This is a genomic window from Streptomyces sp. NPDC037288, assembly GCF_055603265.1.
Map to the genome: position 1 here is coordinate 12,547 of NZ_JBVJVY010000021.1, position 15,762 is coordinate 28,308.

Consider the following 15,762-nt stretch of genomic DNA (forward strand, 5'->3'; position numbering starts at 1 on the left):
CCGGCTCTCACTGCAGGGCGACGGAGATCTCGTCGTGCAGGGGGGCGCTGCTGTCGACATCGATCCGGACTCCCGTGGCGGGATCGGTGAAGGTCTGACCGGGGTGGAGTGCCGCCATGTCCAGTGCCCGGCAGCCCGAGGGGGGCGTGGCGCCCGGGTTGCCGTTCACCACCTGGACGGGGCCGTAGCCGGTCTGGGTCGAGGTGTCCACCTTGTAGACGAGCACGCCGGTGGAACAGGCGTGACGGTCCGCGCCGACGGCCCTGCGGGACTCGGCGACGTAGGCGGTGGTCTCGCCGGTAGGGATCACCGCGATCTTCGTCCCGCCGGGGCTTTCGACCGCATTCAGGCGGACGGTGCGGCGTCCGGCCGAGGGGAGGCAGGTGACCTGGCGGTCGTCGATCCAGCCGAGCTTCCATCGCTCCCAGCCGAGGTGCTGCGGGGCGGCCCCGGCGATGTCGCCCATGAGGTCCCAGCCGCCGGCGAAACGGTGGTAGTCCGTGCCGGCGAACGCGTAGAGGTCGGGCAGGCCGAAGGTGTGGCCGGTCTCGTGGTCGGCGACCTTGAAGCCCCAGTGCCACATGTCCTGCCCGAACGTCACCGCCCACTTGAGGCGCTTGCCGTCGGCGGTGACGCCCGCGGTGGTGGGGTCGTACAGGTACGTCGGCGAGAAGCTGATCGCGGCGGCGGACCTGGCCGGGACGAGGTAGACCATGTCGTACCGGGAGAAGTCGGCGTACGGGTCCGCGGCCGCCACCGCCTGCCGGACGTACGCCTCGTGCTGCTCGAAGGTGATCCCGCGCTGGAAGCCGTAGCTGGTGGAGTCCTGCGGCATCCGTATCCACCGGTCCAGCGGGGTGATGCCGAGCGAGGTCCGGCCGTAGGAGTCGTGCTTCATCCAGTCGGCGGCCGGGGCGAGTTGCCGGTAGTAGTCGGAGGTGGGACCGGAGGCCTGGGCGTCGGGGAAGTCGACGAACAGCATGAGCACGTGTTTGGTGCCGAGGGGCCGCTGGAACCGGGTGTAGTCGGTGGCGTGGCCCTCGTCCGTCCAGCCGGTCCTGCCGGGCAGCGCGCAGTCGGCGGCCGGGGCGGTGCTCCGCGCCGGCGCTGCGGTCGCGGCCGGGACGGTGGCTCCGAGCGTCAGGAACGCCGTCGCCGCCGCACCCGCGGCCAGGGCTCTGAGTCTCTGGGGTGATCCGGACATGTCTCCTCGTGTCTGTCGTGGGGACGGGTGCGGGGACGTCAGACCCGTCCGGCGGCCAGGTCCATCAGGCGGGACAGCACGCCTTCGCCGGAGGCGGCCACCCCGTCGTGCTCCCACTCGTTGGTGACCCAGGCGCGCAGCGCGCCGACCGAGCGCGCGGTCGGCAGGGACAGTTCCGTGGGGACGTACATGTCGTCGTGGTAGACCGCTGCGGCCACCGGCACCTGGTTGGCCGCCAGCCGCGACGGCGCGTACAGGGCGGGCCAGTCGGCAGGCTCGGCCAGCATCTGGGCGGCGGCACGGAACGGCCGCAGCCCGGCGATCTCCTCGTACATCCAGGGATAGAACATCTCGCCGGTGAACAGCAGCGGGTCGGCGTCCTCGGCGAACTCGGGGCGGCCGGCGATCGCGCGGGCGGCGGCCCAGTCGGTGGGCTTGCCCCCTTGCGCGAAGCAGGCTTCCTGGAGCACGGCGAAGAGCGGGTTGTCGACGAGTCCGGTCAGGTGCGTCACCTGCTGCAGGAAGGTCGCCGAGAGGTCGCCGTCGGCGCCGACGGCCTCGTCCAGCAGCCAGTGCAGGCGCTCGGCTCCGTCGCCCATCCCGAGCATCAGGCCGAGCGTGCGCAGCCGCCGGACGGTGAGCCGGTCGCCGTCCGGCAGGTGGACCCTTCGGCGGTCGAGCAGGTCGGCGACCCGCCGGACCAGGTCGCGGTCGCCGGGGTAACGGGCGTAGAACGCGGTCACCTTCTCCCTGACCCGGGGATACGTGGCCGCGTAGACGTCGTCGGCGGTGGCGTCCAGGCCGGGCAGACCGCCGGTGATGTAGCAGGCGCGCAGGCCCTCGGGGGCCTGGGAGAGATAGGTGAGGGTGATGAAGCCGCCGTAGCTCTGGCCGAGCGTCTCCCAGGGCTTGTCGCCGCACAGTTGATGCCGGATCAGCTCCGCGTCGGCGACGATCGAGTCCGCGCGGAAGAGGGCGAGGTGGTTGGCCAGCTCACGGGGGTCGGAGAACCGTGCGGCCGACCGGGCCGTGATCGGGGTGCTGCGGCCGGTGCCGCGTTGGTCCAGCAGCAGCACCCGGTGGGTCCTGAGGGCGCGGGCGAGCCACCCGGAGGTGGCGTTCAGCGGCCGGGGCGACTTGCCTCCGGGGCCGCCCTGCAGGAACAGCAGCCAGGGCAGTCGCTCGCCGGCCCGGAGCGGGTCGGAGACTTCCCGGGCGAACACCTGGATCGAGACTCCCGCAGGATCGGTGTGATCGAGCGGTACGGTGAAGTCGTGGTCCGTCACGGCGAGTCCGGGCAGGCGGTAGGCGCGGCTCATGCGGTCCTCTCCTCGGCAGACGGCTCGGAGACCGGCTGGGTCAGCGGTTCCGGGTAGTGGCAGGCGACCTCGTGCCCCGAGGCGATCGGGTGGAGTACGGGCCGCTCGGCGGCGCAGCGGTCGGCCGCCCTCGGGCAACGGGTGCGGAACGGGCAGCCGCTGGGCGGATCGAGCGGACTGGGCAGGTCGCCGCTCAGCACGATCCGCTCACGGGACCGTTCGGCGTCCGGGTCGGGCAGCGGTACGGCGGACAGCAGGGCGTGGGTGTAGGGGTGCGCGGCCTGTCCGTAGAGCGTGTCCCGGTCGGCCGTCTCCACCACCGTGCCCAGGTACATCACGGCGACGCGGGTGCTGATCTGGCGGACCGCGCCGAGGTCGTGTGCGATGAACACATAGGCGAGCCCGTAGTCCTGCCGCAGGTCCTTGAGCAGGTTGAGGATCTGGGCCTGGACCGACACGTCGAGCGCCGAGACCGGCTCGTCGCACACCACCAGTTTCGGCCGCAGCGCCAGTGCCCGGGCGATCCCGACGCGCTGCGCCTGGCCGCCGGAGAACTCGTGCGGATAGCGCGCGGCGTGCTCCGGCCGCAGGCCCACCCGCTCCAGCAGCTGCTCCACGGGTTCGTCGGGGGTCAGCCCCTGGTAGCGGTAGGGGGCCGTCAGGATCTGCCGGACGGTCAGGCGGGGGTTGAGCGAGGAGAACGGATCCTGGAAGATCATCTGCAGGTCGCGCCGTACCGGCCGTATCAACTGCTCGTCCAGCGTGGTCAGGTCCCGTCCGGCCACGGAGACCGTGCCCGAGGTGGGCTCGATGAGCCGGGTCAGCAGCCGGGCGACCGTGGACTTGCCGCAGCCGGACTCGCCGACCAGGCCCAGCGTCTCCCCCGCGTCCACCCGCAGCGACACCCCGTCGACCGCCCTGACGTGTCCGGCGAGCCGCCGGGTCAGGCCGTGCCGTACGGGGAACCGCTTGACGAGGTCGCGCGCTTCGAGCAGGGGCGCGTTCACGCGGTCACCTCCGGTGCCGACAGGGTGGGCAGGCGATCGGGCAACGGCCCGTCGACCCGGGGTACACAGGCGAGCAGGCCCTTGGTGTAGGTGTCGCGCGGCCGGTAGAACACCTCGCGTACCGTGCCCCGCTCGACCGCGCGGCCGCCGTACATCACGACGACCTGGTCGGCCAGTCCCGCGACCACGCCCATGTCGTGGGTGATGAGCATGATGGCGGTGCCGGACCGTTCCCTCAGCTCCCGCAGCAGGTCCAGGATCTGGGCCTGCACGGTCACGTCGAGCGCGGTGGTCGGTTCGTCGGCGATGAGCAGGTCGGGTTCCAGACACAGGGCCATCGCGATCATCACGCGCTGGCGCATGCCGCCGGAGAACTCGTGCGGGTACGCGCGGGCGCGCCGCTCGGGCTCGGGGATGCCGACGCGCTCCAGCATCCGCACGGCGACCCGGCGGCCCTCGCGACGCCCCGCCCGGCGGTGTGCCCGGTAGGCCTCGGCGATCTGGAAGCCCACCGGGTAGTAGGGGTTCAGGCAGGATAGCGGATCCTGGAAGATCATCGCGATCCGGTCTCCGCGCAGCCGGCGCAGCGCCCGCCGGTCCAGACCGGTCAACGGCTCCCCGTCGAAGCGGACTTCGCCCGTGATCCGGGCATCCGGCACCAGGCCCATGATGGCCAGGCTCGTCACGGACTTGCCGCTGCCCGACTCGCCCACCACACCGAGCACCGCCCCGGCGGCCAGGTCCAGGTCGAGTCCGTCCACGGCGCGTACGCCACCCGGGAAGTCCACGGTCAGCTCGCGTACGGTCAGCAGGGTCATCCCACGGCCCTCACTCTCGGGTCCAGGAGCGCGTAGACCAGGTCCACTGCGACGTTGGCGATCACCACGAACCCCGCGGCGAAGAGCGTCACCCCGAGGATCACCGGCTGGTCGGCGCTGTTGATCGCGTCGGCCGCGAGCTTCCCGACGCCGGGCAGACCGAAGACCGACTCGGTGATGAGGGCGCCGCCCAGGAGGGCGCCGAGGTCCATGCCGAAGATCGTCACGATGGGCATCAGCGCCGGTCGCAGCGCGTGCCGGCGCAGTACGGTCGGCTCGGGCAGGCCCTTGGCGCGGGCGGTGCGGACATAGTTCTGGCCGAGGCTGTCGAGCATCTCGCCGCGGGTGATCCGGGCGTAGATACCGGCGTAGAGCATCGCCAGCGTGATCCACGGCATGACCATGGACTGAGCCCAGCCGACCGGGTCCGCGGTGAGCGGGATCGCCTGCGGATAGGGCAGCAGACCGAGCTTGACGACGAGCAGGTACTGCAGCATCAGGGCGGTGAAGTAGACCGGCAGGGAGACGCCGCCGAGCGCGGCCGTCATCGCCGCCCGGTCCCACAGGCTGCCGCGGCGCAGCGCGGAGATCACCCCGGCCGTGACGCCGACGATCAGCCACAGGACCGCCGCGCCGACGGCGATGGAGATGCTGACCGGCAGCCGGTCCGTGAGCATCCGCCACACCGGCTGATCGGTCTGGAAGCTGAATCCCAGGCACGGAGCGGGGCAGTGGACGGCCTGCGCGCCCGTGCCGTAGCCGCGGCCGGCCACGATGCCGACCAGATAGTCACGGAACTGCACGAACACCGAGTGGTTCAGGCCGAGCGTGGTGCGGATCTCGGCGATCCGCTCCGGGCTGCACGCCTTGCCGCAGGCGCCCTGAGCCGGGTCAGCGGGCATCAGATAGAAGATCGAGAAGGTGGCGGCGCAGATCACCAGCAGGATCGCCGCCGTCGCGGCCAGTCTGCGCAGGACATAGACGATCATCGTCGGCGGCTCCGGGGATCGAGCGCGTCCCGTACCGCGTCGCCGAGCACGTTGAAGGCGAGCACCGTGACGAACAGGAAGGCGCCTGGGACGAGGAAGTAGACGGGGTCGGCGGCGTACCAGGGCACCGCGGAGGCGATCATCTGGCCCCATGAGGGGGTCGGCGGGCGCACTCCGATGCCGAGGAAGGACAGGCCCGCCTCGGTGGCGATGTAGCCGGGGATCGACATGGTCGCCACCACGAGGATCGGCCCGCTGAGGTTGGGCAGCACCTCCCGGACCAGCAGTGCGCGCCGGGAGGCGCCCAGCACCCGGGCCGCGGCCACGAACTCGCAGCGGGCCAGCACCATCGCCTGCCCGCGCACGATCCGCCCAACGTAGGGCCACCCGAAGAAGCCGAGGACGACGACCAGCAGCAGCTGCCGGTTCACCCCCGGTGCGGCGGAGATCAGCGCGATCATGAAGATGAGGGCGGGAAAGGACATCAACAGGTCCATCAGCCTGCCGACGACCGTGTCGGTCCAGCCGCCGAAGAACCCGGCGGCCAGCCCGAGCGTCGTGCCGAGCACCACCGACAACGCCGTGGCGAGCAGGGCGATCAGCAGCGAGACCCGGGCCCCGTAGACGACCCGGGCGAGGATGTCCCGGCCGCTGCCGGGCTCGACACCCAGCCAGTGCGCGGCGCTGATCCCGCCGCCGGTGCCACGCGGCAGTCCGCCGAGCGCCGGGTCCACCGCTTCGGAGTGGAACTCGGTCGGGGACGTGCCGGCGGCCCAGGTGATGAGCGGAGCCGCGAGAGCGAGCAGCACCAGGAGAACGACCACCGACAGCGCGACCGTCGCGGCGCGCTGGGCCAGCAGGCGGCGCAGCAGGGACGTCTCGTGCGGTACGACGCGAGGCGGTGCGTCGGCCGGCACCGGGGCCGGGAGCGTGGCGGTCACTTGCGCAGCCCCAGGGAGACCAGATCCAGTCGTCCCACGTAGGCGATGTGCCCGTAGGCACCGGTGACACGAGAACCGATCAGAACGGCCGCCTTGTCCCACAGGAACGGCACGACCGGCGCGTCCCGCATGATTTGCCCGGCCAGTTGGCCATAGGCGGTCGCGGCGGCGGCCGGGTCCTTCATCCTGGCGATCTGGTCGATACGGGCGTCGGCCTTGGCCGAGGTGTACTGGGCGTGGTTGTTGTTGCCCTCGGGGGTGATCAGCCGGCCGTCGAACACGAGAGGCAGGTAGGTGGAGGCACCGGGCCAGTCGGGTGTCCAGCCGTCGATCACCAGGTCGTGTTCCTGGGAGGTGTTGCCCACCGTGCTGTAGAACGCGGACGAGCTGATCGCGTTGATGGTCACCTTGATTCCGGCCTTGGCCAGGGAAGCCTGTACGGCCTCGCCCTGCGCCTGGCCGCCCGCGGTGGCCGGGGTGTCGAGCGTGAGGGCCAGGCCGGAGGCATGGCCCGCCTGAGCGAGCAGCGCCTTGGCCTTGGCCGGATCGCCCTTGCCGCCCGGGCTCGGGAAGGGATCGTCGGAAACGGCGCCGGGCAGTGACGGCGGCAGCAACGTGGTGGCCAGTCGACCGGCGATCGGGCCGCCGCGAGCGGTGCGCAGGGCGTCCTTGTCCAGCGCGTAGGCGATCGCCTGCCGCACCCGGACGTCGTCGAGCGGCTTGTGCCGGGTGTTGATGCTCAGGTAACGCGTGTTGATCGACTCGCCGGTGACCAGTCGCCTGCGCACCGCGGGACTGGCCATCACCGGTCCGACCGATGCGGGGCCGACCGGCTCGAAGGCGACCGCGTCCGCGTCCTGCCCCTGGGCGGCGATGAGCCGCTGGTCGACGACGGCCGGGTCGAGGTTGAGATCGAGCACGATCTTGTCCGGCAGGCCCTTGCGCACCGTGTCGGTGGCCGGACTCCAGTGGGTGTTGCGGACCAGCGTGAGCTGCTTCTTGGGCTCGAAGGTCCCGATCTTGTACGGACCGGAGGAGAAGGGCCTGCTGTCGTAGCGGACACCGGTGTCCTTGTCCTGCGGAACCGGGGCGAAGGCCGGCAGCGAGACCGCGGAACCGAAGTCGGCCACCGGGCGGTTGAGCTTGAAGACGATGGTCCGGTCGTCCGGGGTCCCGATCGAGGTGAGCCCGTGCCTGTCCTTGTAGGGGCCCTTGTAACTCCGGCCTCCTGCAAGCCACATCCGTGCGTACGGCGGCCCTTCGGGGAGTTCGGCGGCGAACGTCCGCTCGACCCCGTACTTGACGTCCCGGCTGGTGACGGGCCGGCCGTCCTCGAACTTCACCCCTGCCTTGAGCGTGAAGGTCCAGGTCCGGGCGCCGTTGCTCGGGCGACCGGTGTCCGTCGCCAGATCCGGCACGATCTTGCCTCCGGCCGGCCCGGGTGCCGCCGCGTACGTCGTCAGCGTCCGGTAGACGAGGCGGCCCACGTCCTCGGAGGAGGTGACGTAGTTGCGGGCCGGGTCGAGGTGCTCCAGGTCGAGGCTGGAGAGCACGTGGAGTGTGCCTCCCTTGCCCGCGGCCCCGCCCCGCCCGTCGTCGCCGGCTCCCCCGCAGCCGGCGACGGTGACGAGTCCGAGGGCGGCAGCCATGACCATCCCGGAACGTCGTGCTCTCACGATGGCTCCCTATGCGATGTGACATTTCACTGGCTGGGTCAAGGTTGTGGGCGACCGGCCCTCGCAGCCAGCTCTCAGTTGCCCAGAACATCGGGTTATGGACGCTGGTCTTGGCGCTGTGGAGCGGACTGTCGGCGGGAGAGGCCTACGAGCGCCCGGCACCGCATCGCGTCTGTGTGACCGCGACGTACGGAACGTGTCACAGGCCCCCTACCGCCAACTGCCGCCGCTTCCCCGGAGCCCCGCCGGGTGGGATGTTTACCGGCCGGAGCGGTCCGCAGCGGGCCGCAGGGAGGGATCAGGGTGGACACCTTGAAGCGCCAACAACACCGCACGGGCAGCGGCAGATCCGCCGGAACGGATCGGAGAACCGGCAGGACCGGCGGAAACGGCGCAACGCGGCGCCGCCGGGCGGCGGTGGCCGCCACGGCGCTCGCCGTGGCCGTACCACTCGCCGTCGGCGCCGCAGGAGACGCGGGGGCGGCGGGTGACCGTCCGATCGTCTTCGCCCGCTACACGGCGGCAGCGCCCACCGAGGACCTGTACGCGGTCTCCCCCGGTGGCGGCACGCCCGTCGGACTCACCCACACCTCCACCGTCAGCGATGTGATGCCCACCTGGTCCCCGGACGGCAAGCGGGTGGCCTTCGTCCGCTACGGATCCGGCGGTGCCGTCGACGGCGTCTGGACGATGAAGACGACGGGCGGCGACCTGAAGGCCGTCCCCGGCACCAAGGGCGCCTCCGACCCGGCCTGGTCCCCGGACGGCAAGCGGATCGCCTACTCCAGACCGGTCGGCACCCAGCGCGAGATCTACGTGTCCGACATCGACGGCACTCCCGCCACCCGACTCACCCACGCCGCGGCGGACGACCTCCATCCGACGTGGTCCCCGGACGGCAGATACCTGGCCTTCAACCGCGCGGACACGGGCGGACACAGCAGGGTGATGCGGATCCGGCTGTCCACCCTGACCCAGACGGCGGTCACCGGGGTCAGCTCCCACGACTGGACGCCCGACTGGTCGCACAGCGACCGTATCGCCTTCAGCCGCGTGGACTCCTCGGGCTTCGCCCACCTCTACGTCGTCCGCCCCGACGGCACGGGACTGCACCGCATCACCGCGGCCCGCCTCAACGACAAGAGCCCGTCATGGTCCCCGGACGGCAGCCGCCTGGTCTTCACCCGGGGCGGTGCTGACGACGCGGACCCCGAACACCTCTACCTGGTACGGGCCGACGGCACCGGACTGACGCAGCTCACCAAGACCGACTCCCATGACCTGGAGGCGGACTGGCGCCCGTAAGGGCCCGTCAGCGGACGGTACCCGCGCCCGGGTCCGGCGAACGCGTCCTGCGGCCAGGCCGCGTTCGTCGCGGGCCAGGTGCCGGCGCTCTGCCGACGACCCGGGGAAGCCGCACCGCCGTTCCTCGCCGACGTACCGACCGGCGGATCACCTCTCGTCGCGCCGTCCCCAGGGAGCACCGTACTCGGTGAGCAGGTCCAGGAAGGGGCGCGGGGGCAGGGCCTCCGGGCCGAGAACGCCCTTGCCGGACCAGTCACCGGTGGACAGCAGTTCCAGCGCGACGACCGGGTTGACGGCCGTCTGCCAGACGACGGCCTGCGCGCCGTACTCGCGCATCGACCACTGGTTGTCGACCACGTGGTACAGGTACACCTCGCGCGGCGCCCCGTCCTTGGTGCCCTTCACCCATGTGCCGGCGCAGGTCTTGCCCGTCATCCGGTCTCCCAGGCCGGCCGGGTCGGGCAGGCACGCGGCGACGACGTCCCGCGGCGAGACCCTGACGGGTCCGTCGTCCCCGGGCACCGTCACACCGGCCGTCGCGTCCAGGCCCAGCTCGTGGAGGGTCTTCAGCTTGGCGATGAAGTCGTCGCCGAGCCCGTACTTGAAGGTGACACGGCGCGCATCCACCCAGCGGGGTATCAGCAGCACCTCCTCGTGTTCGACGTTGACGCACTCCACCGGGCCGATGCCCTCGGGGAAGTCGAAGACCTCGGGCTCGCTGAAGGGGGTGGTGGTGAACCAGCCGCGGTCCTTTTCGTAGACCACCGGAGGGTTGAGACACTCCTCGATGGTCGTCCAGATACTGAAGGAGGGCGCGAAGTCGTAGCCGTCGACCGTCAGACTGGCGCCGTCCCGCACCCCGATCTCCTCGATGTCGTCGAAGAGCTCGTCGGCCGCGTACCGGGCGAAGACGTCGGACAGGCCCGGCTCGACGCCCATGCCGACCAGCGCCAGCCGTCCGGCCTCCTCCCACCGCCCGGCCAGGGCGAACTGTTCGTCGCCGAGCTTGACACCGCACTGCTCGTACGGGCGCGAGCCATGCGGAACGGACAGCGACATCGCCATGTCCAGGTAGTGCACACCGGCCTCCAGAGCCGCTGTGAAGAGCGGCATCACGAACCTGGGGTCGGTGGCGTTGAGCAGCACGTCGCATCGCTCGTCCACGAGGATCCGGAGGACAGCGTCCTGGTCGGAGGCGTCCAGCCGCTGGGCGCTGAAGCGGGTTGCCCGGTCCCCGAGGGCCGCGACCGCGGCCTCGGCACGGGTGAGGTCGTAGTCGGCGACGACCATGTGGGTGAGGAACGCACGGCGAGCGGCGATCCGGGTGACGGCCGTCCCCACACCACCCGCGCCCACGAGAAGTACGCGCATGTCACAGGCCTTTCTTTCCGGCAAGGCGAGGCGCGCTGCGGAGCGCCTCTGGGACGGGGTCGATGCAACGCGACGGCCGGATGTAAGGTCAACCCTGTTGGCGTAAGCCCTCGGACCAGGGGGCCGTGGCCGGCGACGGAGGAGACGACCGACATGGCGAAGCACGTGGTGCCGGAGGCGGCACGTCGGCGGCGGCGGCCCACGCGCGGCGGCACCGTGCTGTCCGAGGAGATCATCGTGCGGACCGCCCTGCGTGTGCTGCGCGAGCACGGCAGCACCGGGCTGACGGCACGCCGCCTGGGCGCGGCGCTCGGCGCCGATCCGAGCACTCTCTACCGCTACTTCGCGGGAATGGACGATCTGGCCCGGGCCATCGGGGACGAGCTGATGGGGCGGGCCCTCGACAGCTGGACGGCCACGGGGGACTGGCGTACGGACCTGCGTGCTCTGGGCCGGGCCATCCACGCCTCCTACCTCGCCCACCCCCAGGCTGCCGTCCTCACCGCCAGCCGGGTCACGGGCAGACCGCGCGAGATCGCGGTGGACGAGACCATCCTCGGCATCCTGCGCGGTGCCGGGCTGCCCGATCCGGTGGCGGTCCGCGTCTACCACGCGTTCATCGACCAGAGCCTCGCCTTCGCCGCGCTCGACGCCGGATCCCTCGCGCTCGCGGACGAGGCCCGTGCGGGAGACGAAGACGTGTGGCAGTCCACTTATGCGCGCCTGCCCGCCGCGTCACACCCCAACATCGCCGCTACGGCCCGGCTGCTCGCCCGGCGTATGCCGCACAGTGCCTATCCGGCCGCACTGGAGATGCTGCTGGAACACACCGCCGCTCAGCTGTCAGGGCCGACGTAGTGACGCTTGCGGCCAGGGCGATGGGCCCCTCCGAAGGGCCACCCCCGACCGGGCCGTGAGACCCGCTACCGGTGCTCGGGGTTCTCGTAGTCGCGGCGGCAGCCGGCGTCCCAGGCGGTGCGCTGGTTGCCGTAGGCGGGGATGCCGCCGAGGTCCTTCAGCGCCCGGGCCAGGTGCAGGAGGTTCCAGGTCATGAAGGTGGTGTTGCGGTTGGTGAAGTCGTTCTCCGGGCCGCCCGAGCCGGGGTCGAGATACGAAGGCCCTGGGCCCGCCTCACCGATCCATCCGGCATCCGCCTGGGGCGGGATCGTGTAGCCCAGGTGCTGCAGGCTGTAGAGGACGTTCATGGCGCAGTGTTTGACGCCGTCCTCGTTGCCGGTGATCAGGCAGCCGCCGACGCGGCCGTAGTAGGCGTACTGGCCGGCGTCGTTGAGGAGGCTGGAGCAGGCGTAGAGGCGTTCGATGATCTGCTTCATCACGGAGCTGTTGTCACCGAGCCAGATGGGTCCGGCCAGCACCAGGATGTCAGCCGACTGAACCTGCTGGTAGAGGTCCGGCCAGGCGTCTGTCTCCCAGCCGTGCTCCCTCATGTCGGGCCACACGCCGGTGGCGATGTCGTGGTCCACGGCACGTACGACGTCGACATGCACTCCCTGTGCGTCCATGATGGCGGTGCTCCGGTCGATCAGGCCCTGGGTGTTGCTCGTCTCGGGCGAGCGTTTCAGGGTGCAGTTGATCACCAGTGCGCGCAGGTCGTCGTACCGGGCCGGCGGCGCGTCGGCGGCAGGCGGCGAAGCGGTCAAAGGGGCCTCCCAGAGTGCTGCAGCCGCGCGGTGCAAAGCGGCGCAGCCGTATCCACATCCACACCCAGCGTGCGCACCGACTGTCGCGGGCGCCATCGCAACGCTTCCGAATGGCCCTCGGGTGTCCACCCAGGGCAGGCACGACCGCTTCAGCCATCCGTCTCACAGGTCTCGTAGCTCACCCACGCACCTCGAAGCCACCGCGGCCGTCGAACCGCACCTCGCGTACCTCGTCGAAGCCGTCCGCCCGGGACGGCTTGCGCAGCCGTTTCAGTGTGGCCAGGACGCCGACGTCCGGGACGCGCTCACCTCCCTCGCGGCCGGCGTTGCGGCGCAGCGAGCCGGCCACGTCCGGAGGGAACCAGTAGGCCGTCACCGTCGCGCCATGGGTGTGGGCCACCTCCAGCAGCGGGGCCCACTCCTGCGGCGACGGATTGGTGTTGTCCACCGCCACCGCCCGCTCGGCCGCCAGGTGCTCCGCCAGCAGCCGCAGCTGCCGCAGCTGCTTGTTCCTGGCACCTCGCGGAAACAGGTCCTTGCTGACCAGCGTGTACCGGTCGGACAGACACTGCGCGTAGAACGTGGACTTCCCGGAAGCCTGCAGCCCGACCAGCACGGCAACATCCACCCCAGTCACCATGGACGCCACGATGTCACGCGACCGGCGGGTCTCCCACGGCGGCCAGGCGCCCGTGACCGCAGAGAGGAACAGTGCTCTGGTACGGAAGCACCGAAATGGGGCACATAGCAGACGGCCTGCCTTCCGGTTCCCGCATCGCGGGAGCACTTCTGGTGAACGTCGTGAGGGAGCGGTCATGGACGGCACAGGCAGCGTCACCGTGGGCGTACTGGGCTCCTACGGGGGCCGGAACGTGGGTGACGAGGCGATCCTCACCGCCCTGCTGGACCGCGTGCGGGCCGGGCGGCCGCAGACGCGCTTCGTGGTCTTCTCCCGCGATCCCGTGCACACCCGCCGCGTCCATCCGGATGTCGAGGTCGTCGGCTGGGAGGGCGTGTGCAGGGAAGGCATCTCCGCGTATCTGGGCCGGCTGAATGTGCTGGTGCTCGGTGGCGGAGGGATCCTTTACGACACCGAGGCGCGTCGATACCTGCGGCTGGCCCGCACGGCCCAGGATCTCGGCGTACCCGTGTTCACCTACGCCGTGGGGGCCGGTCCGCTCACGGACGAGGCGGACTGCGCGTGGGTCCGTCAGGTGCTCTCCGACGCGGTGGAGGTCACCGTGCGGGACGAGGAGTCGAGACTCGTACTCGAAGAGGCCGGACTGGCCCGGCCCGTCTCCGTCACCGCCGACCCGGCGCTGCTGCTCGTCCCCGGCGATCACGGCGGGGAGCTCTTGCGGGCGGAAGCCGTGCCGGACCGGGTGCGCCTGGTGGGGATGAGCGTGCGAGAACCCGGGCGCGCGGCCGAGCATCTCGACGAGGACGGATACCACCAGCTCCTCGCCAGTGTGGGCGATTTCCTCGCCCACCGGCTCGACGCTCACATCGTCTTCGTCTCCATGGAACGCGGCGACATCCGGCACGCGCACGCGGTGGTGTCCCGCATGGCCTCTGCGGACCGCTGTACGGTGCTGCGCGGCGAGTACGCACCGCAGCAGGTCCTCGACATCGTCACACAGCTGGACCTGGCCGTCGGCATGAGGCTGCACTTTCTGATCTTCGCCGCTCTCTCCGGCATTCCCGTGCTGCCCCTCCCCTACGCGGGCAAGGTCTTCGACTTCGCCCAGCAGATCGGCGCGCCGGCCCTGCGCGGTGTGATCAGGGAGACGACAGGGCTGCTGCTGGCGGAAGTCGATCGCCTGTGGGACGAGCGGCCCGCCCGCGCAGCGGACACGGCAGCGCGTACGGCGGCGCTGCGGCTGCGGGCGGCGCAGACCGCCGACCGGCTCCTTGCCTATCTGGACGAGACCGCTTCACACCATGTCATCCGAGACGGCACGCCGGTGCCCGCCTCCACAGCGGGCTGAACCCGACGGCCACCGGTTTCCGAGGGAGTGACCGTGTCCTACCTGATGCCGCCCCGCGTACCCAGGAAGGTGGAGCTTCCGCCGCGTCAGGCCCTGCACGCGGGGTCCACCCAGGTGCTGGTGATCGGCGGCGGGCCGGCCGGCATCGGCGCCGCCCTCGGCGCCGCGAACGCGGGCGCCGAGGTGGTCCTCGTCGAGCGCTACGGGTTCCTCGGCGGCAACGCCACCGCGGCACTGGTGATGCCGCTGATGAGTTTCCACAACGAGGTCAAGCAGGCCGTGGCGGGCGACACGACGCGCCTGCTGCCGCCCGACCACGGCGAGGGCGAGCCGGTCGTCGGCGGTGTGCTGTGGGTACTGCTCGACCAGCTCGTGCGGGCGGGCGCGGCGGTCCGGCCTTCCCTGGAGACCGGTTACACCGTGCCCTTCGATGCGGAGCTGTTCAAGCTGGTGGCCTACGAGCTGCTGGAGAACCATGAGGTCCGTACGCTCCTCCACGCCTTCGCCTCCGACGTCCTCAGCCTGCCCGAGCGCGCCCGTGCGGTGTTCGAGACCAAGTCGGGTCCCCTCGTCATGGACGCCGACGTGATCGTCGACTGCACCGGGGACGGGGACATCGCCGCGGCGGCGGGGGCGGCGTACGAGATCGGCCGGCCCGAGGACGGCTGGACGCAGCCCATGACACTGATGTTCCGCATGGTCCGCTTCGACCACGAGGAGTTCACCGCCTACACCCGCGCCCACCCTGACCAGTGGAGGGGCGTGCACGGGCTGTGGGACCTGGTCCGCGCCGCCACCGACGCCGGGGAACTGGACCTGCATCGTGAGGACATCCTCTTCTTCGCCACCCCGAACGCCGGGGAGGTGGCGGTCAACTCCACCCGCGTCACCGAAGTGCTCGGCACGAGCGTCTGGGACCTCACCCGCGCGGAGTTCACCGCGCACCGGCAGATGGCGCAGATCGCCCGTTTCCTGCGCGACCGTGTACCGGGCTTCGCCGACTCCTACGTCGTCCAGAGCGGTGTCCAGGTGGGCGTCCGTGAAACCCGCCGGATCCTGGGCGAGTATCAGCTGACGGGCGAGGACGTGCTCACGGCCCGCAAGTTCGACGACGCCGTCGCGCGCGGCGCCTACCCGGTGGACATCCACAACCCGAGCGGCCGCGGCACCATGCTCAAGCGGCTGCCGCGCGGCGAGTCCTACGACATCCCCCTGCGCTGCCTCCTCCCCCGCGGCCTGGACCGGATTCTGGTCGCGGGCCGCTGCATCTCCGGCGACCACGTGGCGCACTCCTCCTACCGCGTGATGCCGATCTCCATGGCCACGGGACAGGCGGCGGGCGTCTGCGCGGCCCTGGCGGCAACCCGGGGCCGACCGCCCCGGGACGTCCCGGTCAGCGCCGTCCAGCGCGAACTCCGCTCACAGGGCGCAAGCCTCCGCTGACGCCCGGCCGCCCAGCCGTCCCCTGCCTTCGGCTCGCCTC

Annotated in this window: 14 protein-coding genes; 4 read left to right on the plus strand and 10 right to left on the minus strand. The window is 71.2% G+C overall.

The features are described 5' to 3' along the window. Positions 1-7 precede the first annotated feature (7 nt). The 7 genes from ACZ7GZ_RS23040 to ACZ7GZ_RS23070 are packed head-to-tail and all read right to left on the minus strand — an operon-like array spanning position 8 to position 7,954. Positions 8-1,204, minus strand: a complete 1,197-nt coding sequence (locus tag ACZ7GZ_RS23040) for a M6 family metalloprotease domain-containing protein (RefSeq protein ID WP_471026959.1) — start codon at positions 1,202-1,204, stop codon at positions 8-10. Positions 1,205-1,242: 38 nt separating this feature from the next. Next, positions 1,243-2,523 (minus strand): alpha/beta fold hydrolase, encoded by a 1,281-nt coding sequence (locus tag ACZ7GZ_RS23045; protein WP_471026962.1) that lies wholly within the window; start codon positions 2,521-2,523, stop codon positions 1,243-1,245. Beyond that, positions 2,520-3,530, minus strand: coding sequence for an ABC transporter ATP-binding protein (locus tag ACZ7GZ_RS23050; protein ID WP_471026964.1), 1,011 nt, complete (start codon positions 3,528-3,530; stop codon positions 2,520-2,522). The genes ACZ7GZ_RS23045 and ACZ7GZ_RS23050 overlap by 4 nt, the downstream gene beginning before the upstream one ends. Further along, positions 3,527-4,348, minus strand: coding sequence for an ABC transporter ATP-binding protein (locus ACZ7GZ_RS23055; protein ID WP_471026965.1), 822 nt, complete (start codon positions 4,346-4,348; stop codon positions 3,527-3,529). Before ACZ7GZ_RS23055 ends, ACZ7GZ_RS23050 begins: the two co-directional genes overlap by 4 nt. Next, a complete protein-coding gene (locus tag ACZ7GZ_RS23060; protein ID WP_471026967.1) occupies positions 4,345-5,337 on the minus strand; it encodes an ABC transporter permease in 993 nt (330 codons plus the stop codon). Before ACZ7GZ_RS23060 ends, ACZ7GZ_RS23055 begins: the two co-directional genes overlap by 4 nt. Continuing rightward, entirely contained in the window at positions 5,334-6,278 is a 945-nt protein-coding gene (locus tag ACZ7GZ_RS23065) for an ABC transporter permease (protein ID WP_471026969.1), read from the minus strand. The genes ACZ7GZ_RS23060 and ACZ7GZ_RS23065 overlap by 4 nt, the downstream gene beginning before the upstream one ends. After that, positions 6,275-7,954, minus strand: coding sequence for an ABC transporter substrate-binding protein (locus ACZ7GZ_RS23070; protein ID WP_471026970.1), 1,680 nt, complete (start codon positions 7,952-7,954; stop codon positions 6,275-6,277). The genes ACZ7GZ_RS23065 and ACZ7GZ_RS23070 overlap by 4 nt, the downstream gene beginning before the upstream one ends. Positions 7,955-8,257: 303 nt before the next feature. Between ACZ7GZ_RS23070 and ACZ7GZ_RS23075 the strand changes: the two genes are divergently transcribed. Next, positions 8,258-9,259 (plus strand): hypothetical protein, encoded by a 1,002-nt coding sequence (locus ACZ7GZ_RS23075; RefSeq protein ID WP_471026972.1) that lies wholly within the window; start codon positions 8,258-8,260, stop codon positions 9,257-9,259. A gap of 147 nt (positions 9,260-9,406) precedes the next feature. On the opposite strand, the gene ACZ7GZ_RS23080 is transcribed toward ACZ7GZ_RS23075, so the two are convergent. After that, positions 9,407-10,630 carry a saccharopine dehydrogenase family protein gene (locus ACZ7GZ_RS23080; protein WP_471026974.1) on the minus strand — a complete coding sequence of 408 codons (1,224 nt, stop codon included), beginning with the start codon at positions 10,628-10,630 and terminating at the stop codon, positions 9,407-9,409. Between the two features lie 153 nt (positions 10,631-10,783). Between ACZ7GZ_RS23080 and ACZ7GZ_RS23085 the strand changes: the two genes are divergently transcribed. Further along, entirely contained in the window at positions 10,784-11,488 is a 705-nt protein-coding gene (locus tag ACZ7GZ_RS23085; RefSeq protein WP_471026977.1) for a TetR/AcrR family transcriptional regulator, read from the plus strand. Positions 11,489-11,553: 65 nt separating this feature from the next. Here the strand turns inward: ACZ7GZ_RS23085 and ACZ7GZ_RS23090 are convergent, their stop codons facing one another. Then, entirely contained in the window at positions 11,554-12,291 is a 738-nt protein-coding gene (locus ACZ7GZ_RS23090) for a flavodoxin family protein (protein WP_471026980.1), read from the minus strand. 178 nt (positions 12,292-12,469) lie between these two features. Next, positions 12,470-12,931, minus strand: coding sequence for an AAA family ATPase (locus ACZ7GZ_RS23095; protein WP_471026982.1), 462 nt, complete (start codon positions 12,929-12,931; stop codon positions 12,470-12,472). A gap of 175 nt (positions 12,932-13,106) precedes the next feature. Between ACZ7GZ_RS23095 and ACZ7GZ_RS23100 the strand changes: the two genes are divergently transcribed. After that, positions 13,107-14,279, plus strand: a complete 1,173-nt coding sequence (locus ACZ7GZ_RS23100; RefSeq protein WP_471026985.1) for a polysaccharide pyruvyl transferase family protein — start codon at positions 13,107-13,109, stop codon at positions 14,277-14,279. Between the two features lie 33 nt (positions 14,280-14,312). Further along, positions 14,313-15,722, plus strand: a complete 1,410-nt coding sequence (locus ACZ7GZ_RS23105; protein ID WP_471026987.1) for an FAD-dependent oxidoreductase — start codon at positions 14,313-14,315, stop codon at positions 15,720-15,722. Positions 15,723-15,762 lie beyond the last annotated feature (40 nt).